Raw genomic sequence first — 21,148 nt, 5'->3', positions numbered from 1 at the left:
GAACAAGGAGATGCGCCGTGAGTGCCATCCTTTCCGAGGAAGTGGGCGCCACCGGAGACGGTGATGCCGAAGACGGGCGACTGCAGGACAACCAGTTCGTGACCTTCCAGGTGGCGGGTGAGTTGTTTGCGGTGCCCATGGGGCCGGTACAGGAGATCATCCGAGTGCCGGACGTGGCCCGATTGCCGCTGGCACCTGCCACACTCGACGGGCTGTCGAACCTGCGCGGGCGTGTGTTGCCGATCATCAGCCTGCGGCGGATGTTCGGGTGTGGCGAGCAGCCGCATGATGATTCCACGCGAGCGCTGGTGATCAACTTGGGGCAACCGCTGGGCTTCGTGGTAGACCGTGTGGCCAGTGTGGTGAGCGTGGAGCCCAGCCAGATCGAGTCGGCCGATGCCATCCGGTCCGTGGTGGCCGGCGAGTACCTGACCGGGGTGATCAAGCAGACGGGGGCCGATGGCAAGCCCGAGATGCTGTTGACGCTGGACTTCGAGAAACTGGTGGACGGGCAGTTCGCCGGTGTGGGAGCCGGACGCTCGGGCTACGAGGGCAACGGCGGCGCTGGCGACACGCGCATGGATGAGCCGGCCGATGATGCACGCGACAGCGAGGAGTTGCGCCTGGTGTCGTTTGCCGTGGCCGGTCAGGAGTACGCCATCGACATTGCCGCAGTGCAGGAGATCGTGCAGGTGCCCGAGCGCATCACGGCGGTGCCCAATGCGCCTTACCACGTGCTGGGGCTGATCTCTCTGCGTGACCGACTGTTGCCGCTGGTGAGCCTGCGCAGTCTGTTCGGGCTGAGTGACGACGGATTGAGCGAGCAGCACCGCATCGTGGTGGTGGCCTTGCCCGATGGGCGTCAGGTGGGGCTGGTGACGGATGCGGTCAAGGAAGTGATGAGCGTGCCGTTGTCGCAGGCCGACCCGATGCCGGGGATTCTGGCGGCCGACCACAGCCTGGACGAGTTTTCCAGGATTTGTCGGCTGGACGATGGCAAGCGGCTGGTGTCGATCATTGCGACCGATCGCCTGCTGGGGCTGGATGCCCTTCAGGCTGCAGCCGATGTGGGCGACACCTCTGCCCAGGGCCCTGACAACAAGGATGCTGCGATGCGCGATGACAACGAAGACCTCAGCACGGACGACGACGACATCCAGGCCGTGATCTTCCGACTGGGCGCTGAAGAGTTCGGCGTGCCGATCATGTCGGTGCAGGAGATCGTGCGGGTGCCCGAGGTGCTGACGCGAGTGCCCAAGACGCCCCACTTCGTGGAGGGGGTGATCAACCTGCGAGGCACAGTGCTGCCGGTGATCGACCAGCGCAAGCGGCTGGGGCTCGATGCCATCGAGCGCCACGAGGGCCAGCGCATCATGGTCTATCTGCTGGGCGGGCTGCGCACGGGCTTCATCGTGGATTCGGTGGCCGAGGTGCTTCGCATTCCGCGCGCGCACATCACGCAGGCCCCGGCTTTGTCGGCCGAGCAGACGCGACTGATCCAGCAGGTGGCCAAGCTGGATGGCGACAAGCGCCTGGTGATGCTCATCGACCCGCGCCATTTGCTGGAAGGTCAGGAAATGGCGGTCATGCGGCAACTGGGCGATGGCGCTGACACACTGGCGCATGCGGCCTGATGCACCCTCGGGAGGCGATTGACCATGGCACGGGTGCTGGTGGTGGACGATTCGGCCCTGATGCGGCGCCTGCTGGTGCAGGTGCTGGAGGGGGCCGGCTATGAAGTGAAAACGGCCCGCACCGGGGCCGAGGCGGTGTCGGAGCTGATGGCCTGGTTGCCCGATGCGATCACGCTGGACATCAACATGCCAGAGATGGATGGCTTGACGGCGTTGTCGCTGATCATGTCGGCGCGGCCCACGCCTGTGGTGATGGTGTCTTCGCTGACCGAGCAAGGGGCCCTGGCCACCTTCGAGGCGCTGGCACTGGGCGCGGTGGACTTCATCACCAAGCCGGGCGGCACGATCTCGCTGACCATCGATGACATCAAGGTGCAGTTGCTGGAGAAGGTGAAGGCGGCCTTGCGCGCTCGACCTGCACTGTCGGCCAAGCGGCGGCCCATGGGGGCCTCGCGCCCGCCAAGTCCGACGCCTGCTCCAGCTCGATCGTCAGGCTCTCCTGGCGCGTTGGCCCCGCGACCCGCCGTGCTGGGCACCACGGGTGTGGTGCTGATTGGCGTGTCGACCGGCGGGCCCCGCACCCTGGAAGACATTCTGCCCCCCCTGCCGGCCTCCTTTCCGTGGCCGATCGTGGTGGCGCAGCACATGCCGCCCAATTTCACGAATGCCTTCGCACAGCGCATGGACCGGCTGTGCAACCTGCGCGTGCGCGAGGTGACCGCACCGTGCCCCCTGGAGCCGGGGAATGTGTACATCGGCCGAGGTGGGGGCGATGTGGTGATCGCCGAGCGTCTGGGGCGCCCCACGGTGATGCCCAAGCCCGAGACGCCAGGACACCCCTGGCACCCGTCGGTGGATGTGCTGGTGGAAAGCGCCATGAAGCTCTACAAGCCCGACAAGATGGTGGGCGTGCTGCTCACGGGCATGGGCAACGATGGCGCCGAGCAGATGTCGCGCATGCACCGGCAGGGCTCGCGCACGATCGCCGAATCACAAGCGTCGTGTGTGGTGTTCGGCATGCCTCATGAGCTGATTCAGAAAGGGGGTGCTTCGGTGGTACTTCCTTCGAGTGACATCGCCGAGCAGCTGCAAAGCTGGCTGGGTTGAACCGGAGCATTGCAAATGGGCCTCAAGAAGATTTCGGAGAATGTCGGACTGCGCAAGATCGCGGCAAGGGACTACGGCCGGGATGGGCAGGGCCTGCTCGAACAGCTGAACGACCCGGACGTGAGCACGCGGCGCTGGGCGGCGCGTGACCTGGTGCAGCACCCCGACCTGATGGCCCCGCTGTGCGAGGCCTTGCCTCAGGAGCGTGACCTGTCGGTGCGCGAGGTGATGTTCACCACGTTGAGCCAGGTGGGGGGGCAGGCCGTGGTGCAGGGCTTGTTGCCCTTGCTGCGCTCGGAAGACCCGAACCTGCGCAATGGCGCGATCGAGACTTTGTCGGGCCTGCCCGATGACGTGGGGGGCAGCATCGATGGCCTGCTCAGGGATGCCGATGTGGACGTGCGCATCTTCACGGTGAACCTGCTGGGTGACCTCAAGCACCCGCGCGTGGTGGACTGGCTGAGCCATTCGTTGAAAAACGATGTGCATGTGAACGTGGTCGCCGCAGCGCTGGAAGTGGCTGCGGAAGTGGGCAGCGAAAGCCTGCGACCTGCGATTCAGAGCGCGCGCTCGCGCTTCGGTGGCGACCCCTTCATCGGGTTTGCGGCCGACCTGGCCGAACAAAGGATTCAGGGATCATGAGAACCGCCGCGCTGGAAACACCGGTGATCACGGACGCGGACTTTCAGAAGTTCCGCGAGTTCTTCTACCGCAAGACAGGCATCCAGTTCGACGACAGCAAACGCTACTTCGTTGACAAGCGTCTGATCGAACGCATCGAAGCCACCGGTTCCGACAATTTCAGGCAGTACTTCGTGGGCTTGCGCTTCGAGTCGAAGGGCGAGGAGATGCAGGCGCTGGTCAACGCGATGACGGTCAATGAGACCTACTTCTTTCGCGAGCAGTACCAGTTCGAGTGCCTGGTCAACAGCATGATGGACGAGGTGGCATCGCGGCGCAGGGCCGGGCAGCGCATCCGCATCTGGTCCATTCCTTCGTCCACGGGCGAAGAGCCGTATTCGATCGCGATCTACCTGCTCGAGCGTTGGCCGCGCATCAATGACTACGACGTGGAGATCCTGTCGTCGGACATCGACACGCAGGTGCTGCAGTCGGCGCAGAGGGGCTTGTACACGCCCCGTTCGGTGGCCAACCTGCCCAAGCCCTACCTGGCCAAGTACTTCACCGAGCAGAAGGACGGGCAATGGCTGATCTCGCGCGATCTGGTCGATGCGGTGGAGTTCAGCCGCGTGAACCTCAGCGAGGTCAATGACACGCGCAAGTTCCGCGACATCGACATCATCTTCTGTCGCAACCTGCTGATCTATTTCGATGACCTCTCGCGCCGCATGGCGGCTGAGGCCATGTTCGATGCCCTGCGGCCCGGCGGCTTTGTCTGCCTGGGGCATTCGGAATCCATGAGCCGCATCTCATCACTGTTTGCCGTGCGTCGCTTCCCCGACGCCATGGTCTATCAGAAGCCGATGGAGGGGGGAGCATGAGCCGAATTCTTGTTGTCGACGACGCAGCCACGGTGCGCATGTACCACCGCAAGATCCTGGGGGATGCCGGCTGGCAGATCGAAGAAGCGATCAATGGCCTGGAAGCGCTGGAAAAGGTGCATGCCTTGTCGGCCGATCAGCCCTTTGACCTGTTCGTGGTGGACATCAACATGCCCAAGATGGATGGCTACAGCTTTGTGCGCGAGTTGCGAAAGCTGCAGGATGTGCCCCAGGCCCCGGTGATGATGGTCTCGACCGAGGCCCAGGTGCAGGACGCCACAGCGGCACAGGATGCCGGTGCCAACTGTTACCTGATCAAGCCGGCCAAGCCGCAGGAGCTGGTGCTGACCGCCGCCCTGTTGCTGGGTGATGGCGATGCCGCGCTGAAGGCCGCGGAAGGAGTGAGTGCATGAACCAGACCGAACTGCTGGATCAGTTCATCCTGGAGGCCCGCGAGTGCCTGGAGGGCATTGGCCAGCGGCTGCTGCAGGTGGAGAAGGATCCGACCAATGGTGAGCTGCTCAACGACCTGTTCCGCCTGGTGCACACGCTCAAAGGCAATTGCGGGCTGTTCGAGTTCAAGCCGCTGGAGCGGGTGGTCCATGCGGGCGAAGACCTGCTCGACCGTGTGCGCAACCAGACGCTGAGCTACAACGACCAGATCGCCGATGCGCTGCTGGAGGCCATGGACTTCACGGCCCTGATGGTCGATGAGATCGAGGCCAAGGGCAGCATCGACCCGGCAGCCGACGGCCGGTCTCAGGCTTTGGCCGCCAGCCTGCGCGCTCACCTCGATGGCTCGGCGGCCAAGGTGGCAGCATCCATGGTGGCTTCTGCGTCCATGTCCACGGCTGCCAGTGAGCCGGTGGCTACCATGCCCGCTGCAGCACCTCGGCCCGACTGGGCCGATCGCTGGCCCGAGGCTCTCGAAACGCAGCACCCTCAGGCGGTGGCGGTGCGTTACCGCCCTGAGCCGGAATGCTTCTTCAAGGGCGAAGACCCCTGGAACCTTGTCAAGCTGACACCGGGCCTGGTGCACCTGGACGTGGCCACCGTGGAGCCCTGGCCGGCCACTGATGCGCTGGACTGCTACCGCTGCAACCTCGATTTCGTGCTGGTGTGCGATGCCCCTCTGGCCTACGTGCAGGAGCACTTCCGCTATGTGCCGGAGCAGGTGGACTGCCTGGTGCTGGCCGAGCATCCCCGCCATGTGCCAATGGCGGTCGATTTGGCGAGCTCCACCCCAGCCGAGCCCGCGGCGGCTGAGCCGGTGCAGGATCCGCAGGCGCGTGTGCGTGAAGTGGCACGCAAGCGTGTGCTGCAGTTGTGGAACGACCAGATCATGCTGCTCAAGCGTCCCGGCCTGGGATTGGGCACGCTCGCGGCTGTGCGCCGTGCGCTGAGCGGCTTGCTGTCCAGCCTGAGCGATGACGATGCCCTGCAGCAGTTGGCGTCGCTGACTGCCATGCCACCCCAGGCCTCTGCAGCGCAGGTGGCCACCTGGGCCCAGCAGAATCCGCCGGTGGGTGGCGGTGCCGATCTTGCCGCCACTGCGGGTGCGGGCGGCGGTGATGCCGGGGCTCGAAAATCCGGGCTGGGCAGCGGCGAAGAGGGCAACCACCACGGCAACCAGAAGGTGCTGAAGGTGGGGCAGGAAAAGATCGACCGACTGATGGACCTGATCGGCGAAATGGTGGTGGCCAAGAACGCCTTGCCTTACCTGGCGCAGCGCGCCGAGCAGGTGTTCCAGCAAAGGGAACTGGCCCGAGAGATCAAGGCGCAATACGCCGTGATCAACCGCATTGCAGAAGACATGCAGCACGCCATCATGCAGGTGCGCATGCTGCCTGTGGGCACGGTGTTCCAGCGCTTCGGTCGCCTGGTGCGCGACATCTCGAAGAAGCTGGGCAAGGACGTGAGCCTGGAGATCGAAGGCGAAGAGACCGAGGCCGACAAGAATGTGATCGAAGCACTGGCCGACCCGCTGATCCACATCTTGCGCAACAGCCTCGACCACGGCATCGAGATGCCTGAAGCGCGGCGGGCTGCAGGCAAGCAGGCGCAGGGCTCGATCAAGGTGCTGGCCCGTCAGGAGTCGGATCGGGTGATCATCGAGATCATCGACGACGGTGCGGGCATCGACCCGAACCGCATCCGCAACAAGGCGGTTGAACGTGGGTTGATCCCGGCCGATAAGGCGCATTCGCTCACCGACCACGAGGCCGTGCAGCTGATCTTCCTGCCGGGCTTCTCGACGGCCGAACAGATCTCGGACCTGTCGGGCCGCGGTGTGGGCATGGACGTGGTTCGCACGGCTGTCGAGCGCATCAACGGCACGGTCCAGCTCAGCAGCGTGCACGGCAAGGGCACCACCATCCGGCTGTCGCTGCCGCTGTCGATGGCCGTGACGAATGTCATGATCATCGAGGTGGGTGGTCGCCGGTTCGGTGTGCCCATGGACATGATCGTGGAGACTGTGCGCGTGCACGTCGATGACATCCACAAGTTCAAGCAGGCCAGCACCACCGTGCTGCGGGGCCGCATCGTGCCGCTGAAGTCGCTGCACGAGCTGCTGGCCCTGGATGAGCCGGCCCAGATCAATGAAGAGGGCGAAACCGCCGTGCTGGTGGTGCGCCTGCTGGGTGAGCACGTCGGCTTGCTGGTGGACCAGTTCCACGGCGCCAGCGACATCATCCTCAAGCCCCTGGAGGGCGTGCTGTCGGGCCTGACGGGCTTCGCAGGCACAGCCCTGATGGGCGACGGCAGCGTGCTGATGGTCCTCAACCCCAAGGAGTTGCTGTGATGGGCATTCGATACCTCAAAAAGCATGCCGCCCTGGAGGGTGTGGTGTCGGTCGAAGACGCGGAAACCTTGCTGCAGTGGCTCAAGAATCACCCCAGTCCGGCCGTTAACCTGAGCAAGTGCCAGCACCTGCACGCCGCGGTCTTCCAGGTCCTGCTGGCGGTGCAGCCCCGGATTCTGGGTGAGATTGCAGACCCCTTGCTGGCGGCTGCACTGAAAGTACGGGCCGAACAGGCGCAAGCCGCTTGAACTTAACGTGACAGGTTGGCGCCTTGGGTGAGGACAGAGATCATGAAATCAGTATTCCTGGTAGATGATTCAACGACGATGCTGATGTCGTTGAAGAGCACGCTGGAGATCGGGGGCTTCAAGGTGGACACGGCGGGCGATGGCGAGCAGGCCATGGCCAAGCTGAAAGCCGGATTGAAGCCTGACCTGATCATCACCGACATCAACATGCCGAAGATGGACGGCCTGACCTTGATCTCGGAAGCCCGCAAGGTGCTGCGCTTCACGCCCATCCTGGCCCTGACGACAGAAAGTCAGCAGGTCAAGCGGGACGAAGCCAAGCGCTTGGGGGCCACGGGATGGCTGGTCAAGCCGGTATCGGGCACGGATTTGCTCAAGGTCGTCAAGCAAGTCTTGCCGGGTGCATGAGGCGGAAGGGGTGTCACATGGACAGCGTCGAGACCGATCATGACAGCGCGAAGGAAAGCCCGCTGGATGCCGAGCTGAAATTCGCCCGGCAGCGTCGGCTGCGCATGGCCTTGATGCAGGGGCTGGCAGCGCTGGCCTGGGGCACGGTGGTGGCCCTGGTGAACCACCTGTGGATCGGCGCCAACCCCTGGGTGGTGGTGCCCCTGGCTTTTGGCAGTGTGGCCATGGGCCTGCTGCTCAGCCGCATCCGTCTGTGGCCGCGCAGGGACTCGCTGCCCGACATCATCTCGGATGATCTGGGCCTGCTGGAGCAGTGCTTCGCCATCCTGCAAAAACAGGTGACCGTGACCATCAAGACATCGGAGTCGGCCGTGCTGGAGATGGTCGAACGGCTGAACCGAGTGCACCGGCTCAGCGCCGAGTTGCAGGAGCAGATCAACAACGCAGTGCAGCGCTCGCAGGTGCTCTCACAAAGCTCGCTGACCGAAGCCGGCCGCAATGGAGATGCCCTCCAGTCGCTGACCCAGCATCAGCGCAGCTTCGTCGAGGCGCGCAAGCAGAACCAGGAACGCATCCGCAAGGTGGTCGACCAGGTTCGGCACCTGACACCGCTGGCGGTGATGATCGCCGACATTTCTCGTCAGACCAACCTGCTGTCGATCAACGCGTCGATCGAAGCAGCCCGGGCCGGTGCAGAAGGCGCAGGCTTCAAGGTGGTGGCGGCCGAAGTGCGCCGCCTGTCGGCTCAGACGGCCGAAGCGGCCAGCCAGATCACCGAAGGCATCAACGCCGTGGCCCTGGCCATCGATGGCGAGCTGGAGTCGGCCTCGCAGCTGGAGTCGGACAGCGCCAACGACCAGTTCACCGAACTGGCCCAGCATGTCAGCGAGATCAGCCAGAAGCTCACCGAGGTCGTGCCCTATCTGGTGGACCTGTCTCGCACCATGGACGATGGCATGCGCGAGGTGACCACCGACATCATCAATGCCCTGGGCAACATGCAGTTCCAGGACATCAATCGCCAGGTGCTGGAGCAGGTGGAGTCGGCCCTGGGCAGCCTGTCAGATCACAGCGCCGCGCTGTACAAGCTGGTGGGTGGCAAGGCGCCGCCCCCGCCTGAAAAGCTGGAAGAACTGATGGCGCGCTGGACCAACAACTACGTCACCCATTCGCAGAGAGTGGCCCATGCCGAGGTCGAGCGCATCCGCCACCTCGACGTCGAGATGCCCCTGAGTCAGGCCCCTGCCCCCAAGCTGGAGCTGGCCGAATCGGAAGGGCCGAAGATCGAGCTCTTCTGACCTGACCGAACGCATGCACGATCGAACGATTTTCAAGGGGTTGGCGCTGGCGGTGGCGCTGATGCTGAGCGGCTGTGACCAGCTGGGCATCGAGACCCCGGCCAAGTCCCAGGAGCGCGCACTGGCCGAGGCCAAGGCCATTGGCAGCGCCTGCCGGCACGCCATGCGCGCCATCGAAGACTGCTACACCCTGAACCCCAAAGCCGACAAATCGGCTGTGCACGGGGGGTGGCGCGAGATGGACGAGTACATGCGCGAGAACAAGCTGGACGGCATCGCGCCGGTGGTGCCACGTCCGCCGCCTGAGCCGCCCGCCAAACCCAAGAAGGCGGCCCCCAAGCCCTCGGCCGCTGATGAGGGTGAGGAGGTGGTGGACGGCGAAGAAGCCGCCTCCGAGGCTGAGGACACCGGCAAAGGCAAGGGCGGCAAGAAAGCCAAAGACGAACACTGACCTCGCCAGAGCGAGGGGCAGGGGCGTGCGGGCACAATCGGGTGCATGCATGCCCCTTCTGCCATGGAGACGCCACCGGCACAGCGCCCGCCTGAGGACGCCGCACTGAGCCTGTGGTCACCCGCGTTGTGGCGCCATCCGGAGTGCCGACGCGGCATGCGCGACATGTGGGCCGTGACCCCGGGCATGCTGGCCTGGGCCCTGATCACCGGGGTGGCCATGGTCAAAGGGGGCCTGAGCGTGCCCCTGGCGCTGACCATGGCCCTGACGGTGTTTTCGGCCGGGGCCCAGCTGGCGGCCGTGCCCCTGATGATGACCGGCACGCCACTGTGGGTGATCTGGCTGACGGCGCTTTGCGTGAACCTTCGCTTCGTGATCTTCAGCGTGCAGATGCGGCGCCACCTGATGGCACTGCCCTGGCGCCAGCGCCTGCTGGCGGGCTACCTGTGTGCTGACCTGTGTTACGTGCTCACCCAGCAGCGCCATGGACAGAGCCCCCCAGCCGACGCGCGGCACCCCGACGCTCTGGCGTACTTCATGGGGCTGTTTGCCGTGAACTGGTCGACCTGGGTGCTGACCTGCTGTGCCGGGGTGTGGTTTGCGGACCAGATCCCCATGCACTGGGGCATGGGCTTTGCCGGCACCCTGGCGCTGCTGGGTTTGCTGGTGACGCTGGTGAAAGATCGCCTCACGGGCCTGAGCGCCGCGCTGGCGGGCACGGCTGCTGTGGCCGCCTACGGCATGCCGTTCAAGCTGCACATTGTGGTGGCTGTGGCCGCGGCCGTGGCGGCAGGCCTGCTGGCCGAGCGGGTGGCTGCGCCAGGCAAGGCGCCCAGGGCGCCTGCGGGCGCCGACCAGGGGGCTCCATGAGCAGCCCCTTGAGCACCGGCGACATGCTGCTGGGCATGGCAGGCCTGGCGGGCATTTCCATGCTGACCCGCAGCTTTTTTTTCATCAGCCGTGCCGACTGGCGCCTGCCCGCCTGGGTGGAGCGCGGCCTGAAGTACGCCCCGCTGGCGGCGCTGGCCGCCGTGGTGGCGCCCGACATCCTGCTGGTGCAGGGGCAGTGGCAGCCGCACTGGCAAGACCCCCGCTGGCCGGCCGCCGTGCTGGCCATGGCCTGGGCCGCCTGGCGGCGCGACATGCTGGGCACCATCGTGGTGGGCATGGGCGTGCTGACCTTCTGCCGGGTGGTGCTGGGCTGGCCACTCTGACGCGAGCCGTCCACGCCAACCTGCCTGAACCCATGCACAGGGGGCTGGCCGCGGGCAAACGGCCTTGCCTACAATGTGGGGTTGCCCCGACGTGGGCTGTGGATTCCCTCGATTTCATCCCTCACCATGAACATCCTCCGACTCGAAGACCTCGTGGCCCAAGGCAAGGTGGCCAACCAGCGCGTGTTCATCCGCGCTGACCTGAACGTGCCCCAGGACGAAGCCGGCCACATCACCGAAGACACCCGCATCCGCGCTTCGGTGCCCGCCATCGAGATGGCCCTGAAGGCTGGTGGTGCCGTGATGGTGACCTCGCACCTGGGCCGCCCCACCGAAGGCGAGTTCAAGCCCGAAGACTCGCTGGCCCCCGTGGCCAAGCGCCTGGGCGAGCTGCTGGGCCGTGACGTGCCCCTGGTGAGCAACTGGGTCGACGGCGTGACCGTGCAGCCCGGCCAGGTCGTGCTGCTGGAAAACTGCCGCCTGAACAAGGGCGAAAAGAAGAACAACGAAGAGCTGGCCCGCAAGATGGCTGCCCTGTGCGACATCTTCGTGCACGACGCCTTCGGCACTGCCCACCGCGCCGAAGGCACGACCTACGGCATCGCCCAGTTCGCCAAGGTGGCCTGCGCCGGCCCGCTGCTGGCCGCCGAGATCGACGCGATCAACAAGGCCCTGGCCAACCCCAAGCGCCCGCTGCTGGCCATCGTGGCCGGCTCGAAGGTGTCGACCAAGCTGACCATCCTGGAATCGCTGGCCAAGAACGTGGACGGCCTGATCGTGGGCGGCGGCATTGCCAACACCTTCATGCTGGCCGCTGGCCTGAAGATCGGTAAGTCGCTGGCCGAGCCTGACCTGATCGGTGCGGCCAAGGCCGTGATCGACAGCATGGCCGCCCGTGGCGCCAACGTGCCCATCCCTGAAGACGTGGTCGTGGCCAAGACCTTTGCTGCCGACGCCCCCGCCACCGTGAAGGCCGCCACCGATGTGGCCGACGACGACATGATCCTGGACATCGGCCCCAAGACCGCCGCCAAGCTGGCCGCCCAGCTCAAGGCCGCTGGCACCGTGGTGTGGAACGGCCCCGTGGGCGTGTTCGAGTTCGAAGCTTTCGAGCAGGGCACCAAGGCCATCGCGCAAGCCATTGCCGAATCGAGCGCCTTCAGCATTGCCGGTGGTGGCGACACCCTGGCCGCCATCGCCAAGTACGGCATCGAGAAGCAGGTGGGCTACATCTCCACCGGCGGCGGCGCCTTCCTGGAAGTGCTGGAAGGCAAGACCCTGCCGGCCTTCGAAATCCTGAGCAAGCGCGCAGCGGGCTGATCGGGCCCCAGCCCCGCGGTCTGCCAGCAGCAGGCGCCCAAAGAAAAGCCTCCCCATGGGGAGGCTTTTTCACAGACGGGGCAGGCCTGAGTGGCGTGTCAGGCGCCCGCTGCGTGCAGGGCTTCGCCCGCAGCGATCGGGTCACCCGTGCGGTTGAAAGTGTCCAGCCACAGCTGGTAGCTGCGCATCTGGCCCATCTGCCACGGGTGGAAGCCAGGCTTGAAGTACTGGATGTAGTGCCCGAACATGGGCATGTACAGCCCACCAGGGCCGAACAGCCAGGCCAGGCCCTTGGCGAACATCTTGATGCGCTGCCAGCGCGAAAAGCCGTCGACCTGCAGCATGTAGCGGGTGATCAGCAGCGCATGGAAGTTGAAGCCCAGGGTCACCAGTACCATGGCGATGGTGCGGCGCAGGTAGCCCACTTTGGCCACCTTTTGCATCACGTCGAAGGCCACGGCCTTGTGCTCGATCTCTTCCATGGCGTGCCAGGCGTACATGGCGCGCATGCGCCGGTCGGCGCTGTCCAGCACTTCCTTGCGCTCGAAAAACCCATGCGCCATGATGGCCGTCATGTGCTCGGCCGCGGCCGTGTCGGCCAGCGTGGCGGCTTTGGGTACGTACTTGCGGATCACGTTAAACATCAGGTGCCGCATGCGGCCTTCCAGCATGTCCACATCGATGCCCTGGGCTTTGAGCCGGTCGTTGTACTGCGAGTGCACGATGCCGTGCTGGCCTTCCTGGCGGATGAAGTCCTTGATGTCGCGCTGCAGTTGCGGGTCGGTCACCTGGTCACGGTAGTCGCGCACGCAGCTGATGAAGTAGCGCTCGCCCTCCGGGAAGATGGTCGACATCGCGTCGAAGAGGCGGGTCTTGAACGGGTCACCGCCGAACCAGTACTTGGGGATGTCGCCCTGCAGGTCGAAGTCGAGTTTTTCGCGGGGTGTGATGTCGTGTGCTTGGCTCATGTCAGTTCACTCCTTGCTCGGCCGCCAGCCGGGCATACAGTCGGTTGCCGGCTTCCACCGGATCATGCTGCTTCATCAGGTTCAGCCAGGGCTCGTAGCTCTTGACCACCGGGTGCGACCAGGGGTGAAAGCCCGGCTTGAGGTATTCGAAGTAGCGGCCGGCCAAGGGCAGGAAGAGGCCGCCTGGCTTGTACAACCACCACAGGCCCTTGGCCCAGGTGCGCATGCGGGCCCAGCCGCGGATGCCGTCCACATCGAACATGTGGCGCATGATGCGGAAGGTGTGGAAGGGGAACAGGGCGGTGACCAGCAGCATCGACAGGGCGCGGGTGAAGTACGAGGCCTTGGCCACGTTCACCAGCACGTCGTAGGCCACGGCCTTGTGCTCCATCTCTTCCATGGCGTGCCAGGTGTAGACGGCACGCATGCGGGGCTCGGCGCCCTTCATGATCTCGGCTCGTTCCACAAACGCGTCGGCCATGATGGCTGTGATGTGCTCGGCCGCTGCCGTGATGCCCAGCGTGAATTCGCGCGACAGGTGCTTGCGCAGCACGTGGAACAGGCGGTGCTCCTGCCCCTTGAGGATCATGTCGACTTCCACGCCCTGGGCCTTGAGGCGGTCGTTGTACTGGCCGTGCACCAGGCTGTGCTGGGCCTCTTGCAGGTTGAAGTCCTTGATGTCCTGCAGCACCTTCGGGTCGGTGATGCGATCGCGGAAATCGCGCACGCAGGTGATGAAGAACTTTTCGCCCACGGGGAACAGGGTGGACATGGCGTCAAAGAAGCGCGTCTTGAACGCGTCGTTGTCCATCCAGTGGCGCGGGATGTCGGCGCCGCGCTCGGCGTCCAGCCCGAAATCGAGCTTCATGCGCGGCACGATGGGGGGAGCTTGGTGGTGGTCGGTCATGGGGGCACTGCAAAACCATGGACGGCATGGAGCCAATGGGGCCACTGTAGGCAGCCCGGGGCAGCCTCACAAGACCAGACCGCGACAAGGCGGCCAGTTTCAGCGACAGTGCAGCCTAGGGATTACCCTGGCGGCGAAACTCGCTGGGGCTGACGCCCTGCCAGCGCTGGAAGGCCTGGCTGAAGCTGCGCCGGTCGGCGAACCCGAGGCGCTCGGCAATGTCTTCGACACTGTCGTGGCTGTGCTTGAGCCAGTCGACCGCCAGCTGGTGGCGGATCTGGTTGACGATGCCCGAATGCTGCTGCCCTTCTTCGCGCAGGCGGCGCTGCAGGGTGCGCGGGTGCAGACCCAGGTCGGCCGCCAGGGCCTCGATGCCTTCGCCCAGCAGGGCGGGCGTGCGCAGCAGGCGGCTTTCGATCTGGGCCGTGAGGCTGTGCGGGTCAGGCCGTGAGGCAGCGGGTTGCTGCTGCTCGCGCTGACGGGACAGTTGTTCGGCCACGCGCTGGCCGGCGGCCTGGTGCAGCGAGGGCAGGGCGCCCCGCAAAGGGCGGTCGAGCAGGGCCCGCTCGAACAGGATGGCATTGACGGGCTGGCCGTACAGCACGGGCAGGTCGAGCGCATTGCGCAGCGGCGGTGCGCCCTCGGGCTGGGCGTGCTGGAAGCTGAGCTGACCGGTCTGGGCCGGCTCACCCAGCATCAGGCGGGCGAACTTGCAGAACGTCACGAACACGGCTTCTGCAAAGTGCCAGGTGGTGCCGGGGGTGGCGTCTTCGCGGGTGAAGCTCAGCATCAGCCGCGCTTGTTGACCATGCTCTTGCAGCTTGAGGGCCATGTGCGGGTTGACCAGCGCCGAAATCCAGTCCAGCGCAGGGCTGGCCGCCCGCAGCGTCGGGCTGGTGGTGATGAAGGTTTCGACGTCGGCCAGGTATTCAAAGGCGAAGGTTTCCCCCAGCACCTGCGGGAAGTGCAGCTGAGGGTCTTGCCGGCGGGCTTCGGCCACGCAACGCGCCATCAGCAGCTGGATCTCTTCGACCGACACCGTGGCTTCGGTGGGATGCAGCCGTGCCAGGTCCAGCCCCATTTCCAGGAAAAAGGGCTCGATCCGGAAGCCGCACACCGCGGCCGACCGCACCCAGTTGGTGACGGTCAGGAAGGGGATGCGTTCATCTGCGGGAAGGGGGGCGGTCGAAGGGGACAAAGGGGCCTCAGGCTGCCTGACGTTGCTGCGCGAATTGTTGCAGCCATTTGAGCACTTCTGAGGCGGTCGTGTCGGGTTGTTCCAGCGGGTACAGGTGCGAGCCTTCGATCCAGGACAGGTGCTGCCCAAACAGCTGGCGTGTGCCCTGCAGTCCCACGCTGCGCAGCTCTTTCGAATCCCGGCCGGCAATGAAGGCCATGGGGCACTGCTGGGGTTTGCGGCGGAAGTCCTGCAGCAACCGATGCGGCATGGTGTTGTAGATCTGGGCCTCGATCTCGCGGCGGAACTGCAGCGTGACGGTGGTCTGGTCGGGGCGCGAGGTCAGGCCGCACTGGAGGTAGTCGGCCAGCACCTCGGGGTGGAAGGCGGCGAACTTGTCCTTGATCTCGAAGTGCGTGCGCGCGGCCTCCACCGTGGGCCATTCGTGCGTGCGCTGGATGGCCACGGCCGAGGGCATGATGTGCTGCATGCGCCCCAGGTTCTTGGCCAGGCCGATGCCCGCAGCCTTCAAGCCATACAGCAGGGGCGAGTCGAGCACCACCACACCATGGGCCCACTGCGGGTGGCGGCTGGCCAGCATCATGCTGAGGTAGCCGCCCAGCGAGTGCCCCACCAGGAACACGGGTTCACCGATGTCGTCGCGCACGAGGTGGTGCAGCTGTTCGACCAGGTGCGGCCAGTCGCGGGTGACGGGGTAACGCGGGTCATGGCCGTAGCGTTCCACCGCATGCACCTGGAAGCCGGCGTCTTCCCATTGTCGGAACAGGCGTCGGTAGGTGCCCGCCGGGAAGCTGTTGGCGTGCGAGAACACGATGTGGCGGGGGGTGTCGGGGCCGAGGGTCAGGCTGGACATGGTGGGCACTGCAGACGTTGACGTGTGTACGGAGTGTTCGGCATCAATCGCCGTCGCTGTAACGGAAAAAGCGGGTCCAGATGTCGCGGCCGGCGGCGTCGAAGGCGCGTGTCAGCGCGAACATCTCGCGGCGAGCGGGGGCATCGACCCATTCGTCGGGCAGCAGTGGGTCCCAGACCACCTGCCGCACGGCCACCTTGTCCAGCAGGTAGGCCTCTCGGGCGGCCTGGTCAGGGGGCAGCTGGTGGTGGGTGTCGAGCCAGCGCTGCAGCCGTTCGCAGGTCTGGCGGTACCGCTGGTTGAGTTGCACCACCGACCAGAGCCCGCCCAGCTGGCCCGTGATCTGCTCGCACGGCGTGTGCATGCCGAACACCAGCGAGGCGGCATCGGCCCCCAGCTGCAACAGGCGCTCGCGGCAGGCACCCACACCGCCGTCGAGGTTGTCCGGGCGCATCAGCAGGCCTTTGCTCACTTCGCGAAAGCCCAGCATCTGCAGGGCCCGTTCGCGACGGGCCAGGGCGGTGCGGTCGCTGCGGGCCAGGGCTGCCACGTGCACGCCGACGTACTGGCCCTGCCAGGGCACCATGCGTGCTTCCACATGCCGCCAGGCCGAAATGGCCTGGCCCAGGCCTTGCGCACCCTGGCCCAGGGTGTAGCAGCCGCGCCCGGAGACCTCGGCCAGGCCCTCGTTCTGCAGCCGCACCAGGGCCACGCGGATGTTGTTCTCGCTGATGCCGAACAGGGCCCCGGCGGCCACCAGCTGCCGCGACGGAAAGGCCTCGCCCTCGGCGGCCAGCAGCAGGCTCTGGATCAGGCCTTTGGCCGTGGGTGGGCTGGTGTAGGGCAGGGGCATGGTGTGCGCCGCATTACAGTTGGGTGATTGATGTTGCGGTGATTGTAATGATCTTGTCCGAATCTCACACCAGGGCTTGCGACATTGCGCACGAGTGGCGGGTTTCTCTGTGGCTCGCCGCATGATCGGCCGAGGTTTTTTGATGTGAAACTTTGGCCATCGGCCCCACGAGGGCTGCTTCTTCACGATGACCATGCCCCGCTCCACCAAGATCGTTGCCACCCTGGGCCCCGCCTCTTCTTCCCCTGACGTGCTTGAGCGCATGTTCCGCGCCGGCGTGGACGTGGTGCGGCTGAACTTCTCGCACGGCAAGGCGCAGGACCACGTCGACCGCGCCCACCTGGTGCGCGAGGTGGCTCACAAGGTGGGCAAGGTGGTGGCCATCATGGCCGACCTGCAGGGCCCCAAGATCCGCGTGGGCAAGTTCGCCGAGGGCAAGGTGCAGCTGGAAAACGGCGCGCCTTTCGTGCTCGACGCTGCCCGCACCGAACCCGGTGACCTGCAGGGCGTGGGCCTGGACTACAAGGAGCTGCCGCGCGACGTGAAGCCCGGCGACACCCTGCTGCTCAACGATGGCCTGATCGTGCTGGTGGTCGACCGTGTCGAAGGCGAGAAGGTGCACACGGTCGTCAAGATCGGTGGGGAGCTGTCCAACAACAAGGGCATCAACAAGCAGGGTGGGGGCCTGACCGCGCCAGCCCTGACCGCCAAGGACATGGAAGACATCAAGACGGCCGCCAGCTTTCGGTGCGACTACATCGCCGTCTCGTTCCCCAAAAGCGCCACCGACATGGAAATGGCGCGCCAGCTGGCCAATGTGGCCGGTGAGCAGTGGCGCCATCGGCCGGCCCTGATCGCCAAGATCGAGCGCACCGAAGCCATCCCCAACCTGGAAAGCATCCTGAAGGCCTCGGACGGCATCATGGTGGCCCGTGGGGATCTGGCCGTGGAGGTGGGCAATGCCGCCGTGCCCGCGCTGCAAAAGCGCATGATCAAGCTGGCCCGCGAGATGGACAAGGTGGTGATCACGGCGACCCAGATGATGGAGTCGATGATCGTCAACCCCGTGCCCACCCGCGCCGAGGTGTCGGACGTGGCCAATGCCGTGCTGGACGGCACCGACGCCGTGATGCTGAGCGCCGAGACGGCCGCCGGCAAGTACCCGGTCGAAACCGTCGAGCAGATGGCGGCCATCGCCATGGAGGCCGAGCGCGCCGAAGAGGTCTCTCTGGACGCCGACTTCACCAACAAGACCTTCGCCCGCATCGACCAGTCGATCGCCATGGGGGCGCTGTTCACCGCCTACCACCTGGGTTGCAAGGCCATCATCGCGCTGACCGAATCGGGCTCGACGGCGCTGTGGATGAGCCGGCACAAGATCCACGTGCCCATCTTCGCGCTGACGGCGCAGCCCAATGCGATGCACCGCATGGCCTTGTACCGCAACGTGCGCCCCTTGCTGGTGCCCAGCTACACCGACCGTGACGAGGCCTTGAGCCATGCCGAGGCGGTGCTGGTGGCACGTGGCGTGCTTATGCCCGGAGACACCTATGCCATCACCTGCGGCGAGCCCATGGGCTACCCCGGTGGCACCAACATGCTCAAGGTGTGTGAAGTGAAAGCCTGACCTGCCGCAAGGCAGCCCCTGCAAGCAGGGGGGCTCACTGCCACAGGGCTGTCATCGCCCTTCCCAAAACTGACAAGGCATGCAAGAATTTTTGCCATGTGAAAAGCGTGGCCTTGCAGCCTTTGCGCCTTCTCGCAGTTTCAGGGAGATGACACATGCAGCCTTCGGCACCAGATCGGGCGTTTGCGTCAGAGCATTCCACTCTGGCCCATGACGATGTCCAGACCGCCGCCTTGCCCTTCGTGGTCAGGCTGGTGCGCACCGAAGCCCAGTTGGGCAAGGTGTGCACATTGCGGGCCATGTCTTACGGGCACCATGTGCCCGAACTGGGCGAGCGGCTCATGCAGCCCGACCAGTACGACCGCGCACCCGGCACCGTGGTGTTCGTGGCCGAAGACAAGCTCAGCGGTGAGGCGGTCGGCACCATCCGCATCCACCTCAATGCCCACCAGCCTTTGCCCATCGAGCAGGCCGTGACCTTGCCGCAGCACCTGCAGGGGCACCAGCTGGTCGAGGTGAGTCGATTGTCGGTGCGCCCGGGTTACAACCAGATGAATGTGCGCCTGGCCCTGTTCAAGGCCTTGTACCTGTATTGCTATGCCACGCAGGTCCAGCACATGGTGGTCGGCGCGCGCCGGCCGCTGGACCGCATCTACCGATCACTGGGGTTCAAGCCGGTGAACGGTCAGGACGAATGGGTGGCACTGCCGTATGCCGGCTACATCGAGCACTGCGTGCTGACCTTCGATGTGCTCCATGCGGATCACACCTGGTACGAGCAGCACCACCGCTTGTACCCGTTCATGAAGCAGACCTACCACCCCGACATCCAGGTGTTTGCGGCGGTCAGTTCGGGCTGGTCGAACCCGCGCCGCAGCCCGAAAGAGCTGGATCAGGTCGTCGCGGCGCCCTGAGCACGCTGCAGATAGCTCGACAGCAGGCGCACCAGGTCGGCGTCTTCGAAGGGCTTGGGCAAGTGGGCGTCCATGCCTGCGCTCAGGCAGCGGGCGTTGTCCTCGGCCATGGCGCTGGCGGTCAGCGCCACCACGGGCAGGCGCGGCAGGCGGTTGAGGGCCTCGTGCTGGCGCAGGCGTCGGGTGGCCTCGAAGCCGTCCATCACGGGCATCTGGCAGTCCATCAGCACCAGGTCGGGTCTGGCTTGCGTGGCATCGGTCAGCCGGCTCAGGGCCTGCTGTCCGTTGTGCGCATGGATCACTTCCAGGCCCAGTTGTTCCAGCTGGGATTGCACGATCAGGGCGTTCACGTCGTTGTCTTCGGCCAGCAAGATGGTGCCTTGCAGCGGGCCTGAGGGCATCTCGCTGTGCCCGGCGTCGTTGAACAGGCCGGGCTTGTTGAGGGTCCGGCGCAGATTCGGATTCGATTGTGGCGACTCCGTGGGCGGCAGGTAGGCGCTGAACTCGAAGGTCGAGCCTTGCCCCACGGCGCTGGTGCACGTGATGTCACCGCCCATGGCCCGGCTGATCTCGCGCGAAATGGTCAGGCCCAGACCGGTGCCGCCCACGGCCATGCCGACGGCGTTACCGGCCTGTCGGTAAGGGTCGAAGATGGCGCGCAGGTCGTCCGGCGCGATGCCCACGCCCGTGTCGCGCACCTGCACCACGATCAGCCCGCTCTCGGGGTGACGGAAGGCGCGCAGGTCGATGCCGCCCTTTTCGGTGAACTTGATGGCATTGCCCACCAGGTTCAGGATGACCTGACGAACACGGGGCGCATCGCCCAGCACCCAGCAGGGCTTGGGCAGCTGAAGGTGCCCCTTGAGCGTGAGCTGACGGGCTTGTGCATTGATGGCCGTGAGGTTGACCACGTCTTCCAGCAGCGCGTCAAGGTCAAAGGGCTGGCTCTCGATGGTCAGGTGCCCGGCGTCGATGCGCGAGAAATCGAGGATGTGGTTGATGATGGACAACAGGTGCTCGCCGGAGCGCAGCACCAGCCCCAGCCGGTCCTTGCTCTGGGGGCCCGGGTGGTCTTCCAGCAGCAGGCGTGTCACGCCCAGGATGCCGTGCAGTGGGGTGCGCAGTTCGTGGCTCATGGTGGCCACGAACTGGCTCTTGATCGCGTGCTGTCGCTCGGACTGCCGCAGAGCCTCCTCCTTGTCGGCCACCACGCGGTCCATCAGGAAACGGCGCCACAGCATCTCGCCGATGTTGCGGTGGGCGCGTCGAGACACCAGCATCAGCACCGACAGGAACAGCAGCAGCGCACTGCCCCCCACATAGCCAAAGGCGTCTTGGCGGGACATCAGGTGCAGCGCAGCCGGCACGATCATGGGCACGCAATAGGCCAGGTTGGCCACCCAGTGGGCATGCAGCGTGAAGGTGGCCACCGAGGCCACGCCCATCAGGCAGGCGCTGATGAACGTGGCATTTTGCTGGTCGTGCAGCGGGATCAGCATGATGCCCGCGAGACCCCAGGCCAGGCCGTCGAGCAGCAGCAGGCCCGTCACCATCTTCAGCGTGCGGCGATCTGGCGCCACCTTGTGGCGACGGAACCATTCGGCGTGTGCGATGCGCGGCAGCGTGACCAGCACTTTCAGCGCCAGCCACAGGTGCACCTGCTCAGGCGGCACATGGCTGGCTGCGTAATAGGCCAGAAGGCAAGCAAAGCCCGTGGCCAGCACAGTGACCACACTGGCGTGCCCGAGCAGCATCCGCACCTGTTCAGCCCGGATCGCCTGACGAAGCGAACGGTCGATGGGTGGCAAGCGGCTTTGAGTGTGAGGAGGGGTCATGGACAACA

The 21,148-nt window shown here is 65.5% G+C and carries 21 protein-coding genes; 15 read left to right on the top strand and 6 right to left on the bottom strand.

All coding sequences use genetic code 11. From position 1 onward, the window contains the following. The first annotated feature begins 17 nt into the window (after positions 1–17). The 13 genes from EYS42_RS09860 to EYS42_RS09800 all read left to right on the top strand — a co-directional run bounded on the left by EYS42_RS09860 (position 18) and on the right by EYS42_RS09800 (position 11,985). Positions 18–1,634, top strand: a complete 1,617-nt coding sequence (locus tag EYS42_RS09860) for a chemotaxis protein CheW (protein WP_245503584.1) — start codon at positions 18–20, stop codon at positions 1,632–1,634. Positions 1,635–1,658: 24 nt separating this feature from the next. Next, the gene (locus EYS42_RS09855; RefSeq protein WP_130967972.1) at positions 1,659–2,741 is read left to right on the top strand and encodes a protein-glutamate methylesterase/protein-glutamine glutaminase; all 1,083 of its coding nucleotides are present in this window, start codon (positions 1,659–1,661) and stop codon (positions 2,739–2,741) included. 15 nt (positions 2,742–2,756) lie between these two features. Next, the gene (locus EYS42_RS09850) at positions 2,757–3,383 is read left to right on the top strand and encodes a HEAT repeat domain-containing protein (RefSeq protein WP_130967971.1); all 627 of its coding nucleotides are present in this window, start codon (positions 2,757–2,759) and stop codon (positions 3,381–3,383) included. Then, complete coding sequence (locus tag EYS42_RS09845) at positions 3,380–4,243, top strand: CheR family methyltransferase (protein WP_130967970.1); 864 nt, start codon at positions 3,380–3,382, stop codon at positions 4,241–4,243. Before EYS42_RS09850 ends, EYS42_RS09845 begins: the two co-directional genes overlap by 4 nt. Then, a complete protein-coding gene (locus tag EYS42_RS09840; protein WP_130967969.1) occupies positions 4,240–4,656 on the top strand; it encodes a response regulator in 417 nt (138 codons plus the stop codon). Before EYS42_RS09845 ends, EYS42_RS09840 begins: the two co-directional genes overlap by 4 nt. Next, positions 4,653–7,046, top strand: coding sequence for a chemotaxis protein CheA (locus tag EYS42_RS09835; protein ID WP_130967968.1), 2,394 nt, complete (start codon positions 4,653–4,655; stop codon positions 7,044–7,046). Before EYS42_RS09840 ends, EYS42_RS09835 begins: the two co-directional genes overlap by 4 nt. Beyond that, a complete protein-coding gene (locus EYS42_RS09830) occupies positions 7,046–7,294 on the top strand; it encodes a hypothetical protein (RefSeq protein WP_130967967.1) in 249 nt (82 codons plus the stop codon). Before EYS42_RS09835 ends, EYS42_RS09830 begins: the two co-directional genes overlap by 1 nt. A gap of 42 nt (positions 7,295–7,336) precedes the next feature. After that, positions 7,337–7,702, top strand: coding sequence for a response regulator (locus EYS42_RS09825; protein WP_425358883.1), 366 nt, complete (start codon positions 7,337–7,339; stop codon positions 7,700–7,702). A 17-nt stretch (positions 7,703–7,719) separates the two neighbouring features. After that, positions 7,720–9,000 (top strand): methyl-accepting chemotaxis protein, encoded by a 1,281-nt coding sequence (locus EYS42_RS09820; RefSeq protein ID WP_165456708.1) that lies wholly within the window; start codon positions 7,720–7,722, stop codon positions 8,998–9,000. Positions 9,001–9,013: 13 nt separating this feature from the next. After that, on the top strand, positions 9,014–9,451 hold the full coding sequence (locus tag EYS42_RS09815) for a hypothetical protein (RefSeq protein ID WP_130967965.1): 438 nt from the start codon (positions 9,014–9,016) through the stop codon (positions 9,449–9,451). A gap of 45 nt (positions 9,452–9,496) precedes the next feature. Further along, entirely contained in the window at positions 9,497–10,321 is an 825-nt protein-coding gene (locus EYS42_RS09810; protein ID WP_245503583.1) for an AzlC family ABC transporter permease, read from the top strand. After that, positions 10,318–10,665, top strand: coding sequence for an AzlD domain-containing protein (locus tag EYS42_RS09805; RefSeq protein WP_207301143.1), 348 nt, complete (start codon positions 10,318–10,320; stop codon positions 10,663–10,665). The genes EYS42_RS09810 and EYS42_RS09805 overlap by 4 nt, the downstream gene beginning before the upstream one ends. 126 nt (positions 10,666–10,791) lie before the next feature. Next, a complete protein-coding gene (locus EYS42_RS09800) occupies positions 10,792–11,985 on the top strand; it encodes a phosphoglycerate kinase (RefSeq protein WP_130967964.1) in 1,194 nt (397 codons plus the stop codon). A 98-nt stretch (positions 11,986–12,083) separates the two neighbouring features. On the opposite strand, the gene EYS42_RS09795 is transcribed toward EYS42_RS09800, so the two are convergent. The 5 genes from EYS42_RS09795 to EYS42_RS09775 form a co-directional block, all read right to left on the bottom strand. Beyond that, entirely contained in the window at positions 12,084–12,953 is an 870-nt protein-coding gene (locus EYS42_RS09795; protein ID WP_130967963.1) for a metal-dependent hydrolase, read from the bottom strand. A gap of 1 nt (position 12,954) precedes the next feature. Next, entirely contained in the window at positions 12,955–13,860 is a 906-nt protein-coding gene (locus EYS42_RS09790) for a metal-dependent hydrolase (RefSeq protein ID WP_130967962.1), read from the bottom strand. Positions 13,861–13,975: 115 nt separating this feature from the next. Continuing rightward, entirely contained in the window at positions 13,976–15,058 is a 1,083-nt protein-coding gene (locus tag EYS42_RS09785; protein WP_130967961.1) for a helix-turn-helix transcriptional regulator, read from the bottom strand. Between the two features lie 7 nt (positions 15,059–15,065). Next, positions 15,066–15,911, bottom strand: a complete 846-nt coding sequence (locus EYS42_RS09780) for an alpha/beta fold hydrolase (RefSeq protein WP_130967960.1) — start codon at positions 15,909–15,911, stop codon at positions 15,066–15,068. Between the two features lie 43 nt (positions 15,912–15,954). Further along, positions 15,955–16,764 carry a PaaX family transcriptional regulator C-terminal domain-containing protein gene (locus EYS42_RS09775; protein WP_165456707.1) on the bottom strand — a complete coding sequence of 270 codons (810 nt, stop codon included), beginning with the start codon at positions 16,762–16,764 and terminating at the stop codon, positions 15,955–15,957. Between the two features lie 193 nt (positions 16,765–16,957). On the opposite strand from EYS42_RS09775, the gene pyk reads away from it, so the two are divergent. Both pyk and EYS42_RS09765 read left to right on the top strand, forming a co-directional pair. After that, entirely contained in the window at positions 16,958–18,391 is a 1,434-nt protein-coding gene (gene pyk / locus EYS42_RS09770; protein WP_130967958.1) for a pyruvate kinase, read from the top strand. Positions 18,392–18,546: 155 nt separating this feature from the next. Then, the gene (locus tag EYS42_RS09765; protein WP_130967957.1) at positions 18,547–19,305 is read left to right on the top strand and encodes an N-acyl amino acid synthase FeeM domain-containing protein; all 759 of its coding nucleotides are present in this window, start codon (positions 18,547–18,549) and stop codon (positions 19,303–19,305) included. Here the strand turns inward: EYS42_RS09765 and EYS42_RS09760 are convergent. Further along, positions 19,284–21,140: an ATP-binding protein gene (locus EYS42_RS09760; protein WP_165456706.1), complete on the bottom strand. Its 1,857-nt coding sequence runs from the start codon at positions 21,138–21,140 to the stop codon at positions 19,284–19,286. The genes EYS42_RS09765 and EYS42_RS09760 overlap by 22 nt on opposite strands. Positions 21,141–21,148 lie beyond the last annotated feature (8 nt).

Source organism: Aquabacterium lacunae (assembly GCF_004310865.1).
GTDB classification, from domain to species: Bacteria; Pseudomonadota; Gammaproteobacteria; order Burkholderiales; family Burkholderiaceae_C; genus Aquabacterium; species Aquabacterium lacunae.
This window is presented reverse-complemented; position numbering and strand designations above follow the sequence as displayed.

Coding starts and splice junctions, on each gene's coding strand:
- EYS42_RS09820 (WP_165456708.1), top strand. CDS start 7,720: ATGGACAGCGTCGAGACCGATCATGACAGCGCGAAGGAAAGCCCGCTG.
- EYS42_RS09780 (WP_130967960.1), bottom strand. CDS start 15,911: ATGTCCAGCCTGACCCTCGGCCCCGACACCCCCCGCCACATCGTGTTC.
- EYS42_RS09845 (WP_130967970.1), top strand. CDS start 3,380: ATGAGAACCGCCGCGCTGGAAACACCGGTGATCACGGACGCGGACTTT.
- EYS42_RS09760 (WP_165456706.1), bottom strand. CDS start 21,140: ATGACCCCTCCTCACACTCAAAGCCGCTTGCCACCCATCGACCGTTCG.
- pyk (WP_130967958.1), top strand. CDS start 16,958: ATGCCCCGCTCCACCAAGATCGTTGCCACCCTGGGCCCCGCCTCTTCT.
- EYS42_RS09840 (WP_130967969.1), top strand. CDS start 4,240: ATGAGCCGAATTCTTGTTGTCGACGACGCAGCCACGGTGCGCATGTAC.
- EYS42_RS09765 (WP_130967957.1), top strand. CDS start 18,547: ATGCAGCCTTCGGCACCAGATCGGGCGTTTGCGTCAGAGCATTCCACT.
- EYS42_RS09810 (WP_245503583.1), top strand. CDS start 9,497: ATGCATGCCCCTTCTGCCATGGAGACGCCACCGGCACAGCGCCCGCCT.
- EYS42_RS09825 (WP_425358883.1), top strand. CDS start 7,337: ATGAAATCAGTATTCCTGGTAGATGATTCAACGACGATGCTGATGTCG.
- EYS42_RS09835 (WP_130967968.1), top strand. CDS start 4,653: ATGAACCAGACCGAACTGCTGGATCAGTTCATCCTGGAGGCCCGCGAG.
- EYS42_RS09830 (WP_130967967.1), top strand. CDS start 7,046: ATGGGCATTCGATACCTCAAAAAGCATGCCGCCCTGGAGGGTGTGGTG.
- EYS42_RS09815 (WP_130967965.1), top strand. CDS start 9,014: ATGCACGATCGAACGATTTTCAAGGGGTTGGCGCTGGCGGTGGCGCTG.
- EYS42_RS09850 (WP_130967971.1), top strand. CDS start 2,757: ATGGGCCTCAAGAAGATTTCGGAGAATGTCGGACTGCGCAAGATCGCG.
- EYS42_RS09800 (WP_130967964.1), top strand. CDS start 10,792: ATGAACATCCTCCGACTCGAAGACCTCGTGGCCCAAGGCAAGGTGGCC.
- EYS42_RS09775 (WP_165456707.1), bottom strand. CDS start 16,764: ATGCCCCTGCCCTACACCAGCCCACCCACGGCCAAAGGCCTGATCCAG.
- EYS42_RS09855 (WP_130967972.1), top strand. CDS start 1,659: ATGGCACGGGTGCTGGTGGTGGACGATTCGGCCCTGATGCGGCGCCTG.
- EYS42_RS09805 (WP_207301143.1), top strand. CDS start 10,318: ATGAGCAGCCCCTTGAGCACCGGCGACATGCTGCTGGGCATGGCAGGC.
- EYS42_RS09795 (WP_130967963.1), bottom strand. CDS start 12,953: ATGAGCCAAGCACACGACATCACACCCCGCGAAAAACTCGACTTCGAC.
- EYS42_RS09790 (WP_130967962.1), bottom strand. CDS start 13,860: ATGACCGACCACCACCAAGCTCCCCCCATCGTGCCGCGCATGAAGCTC.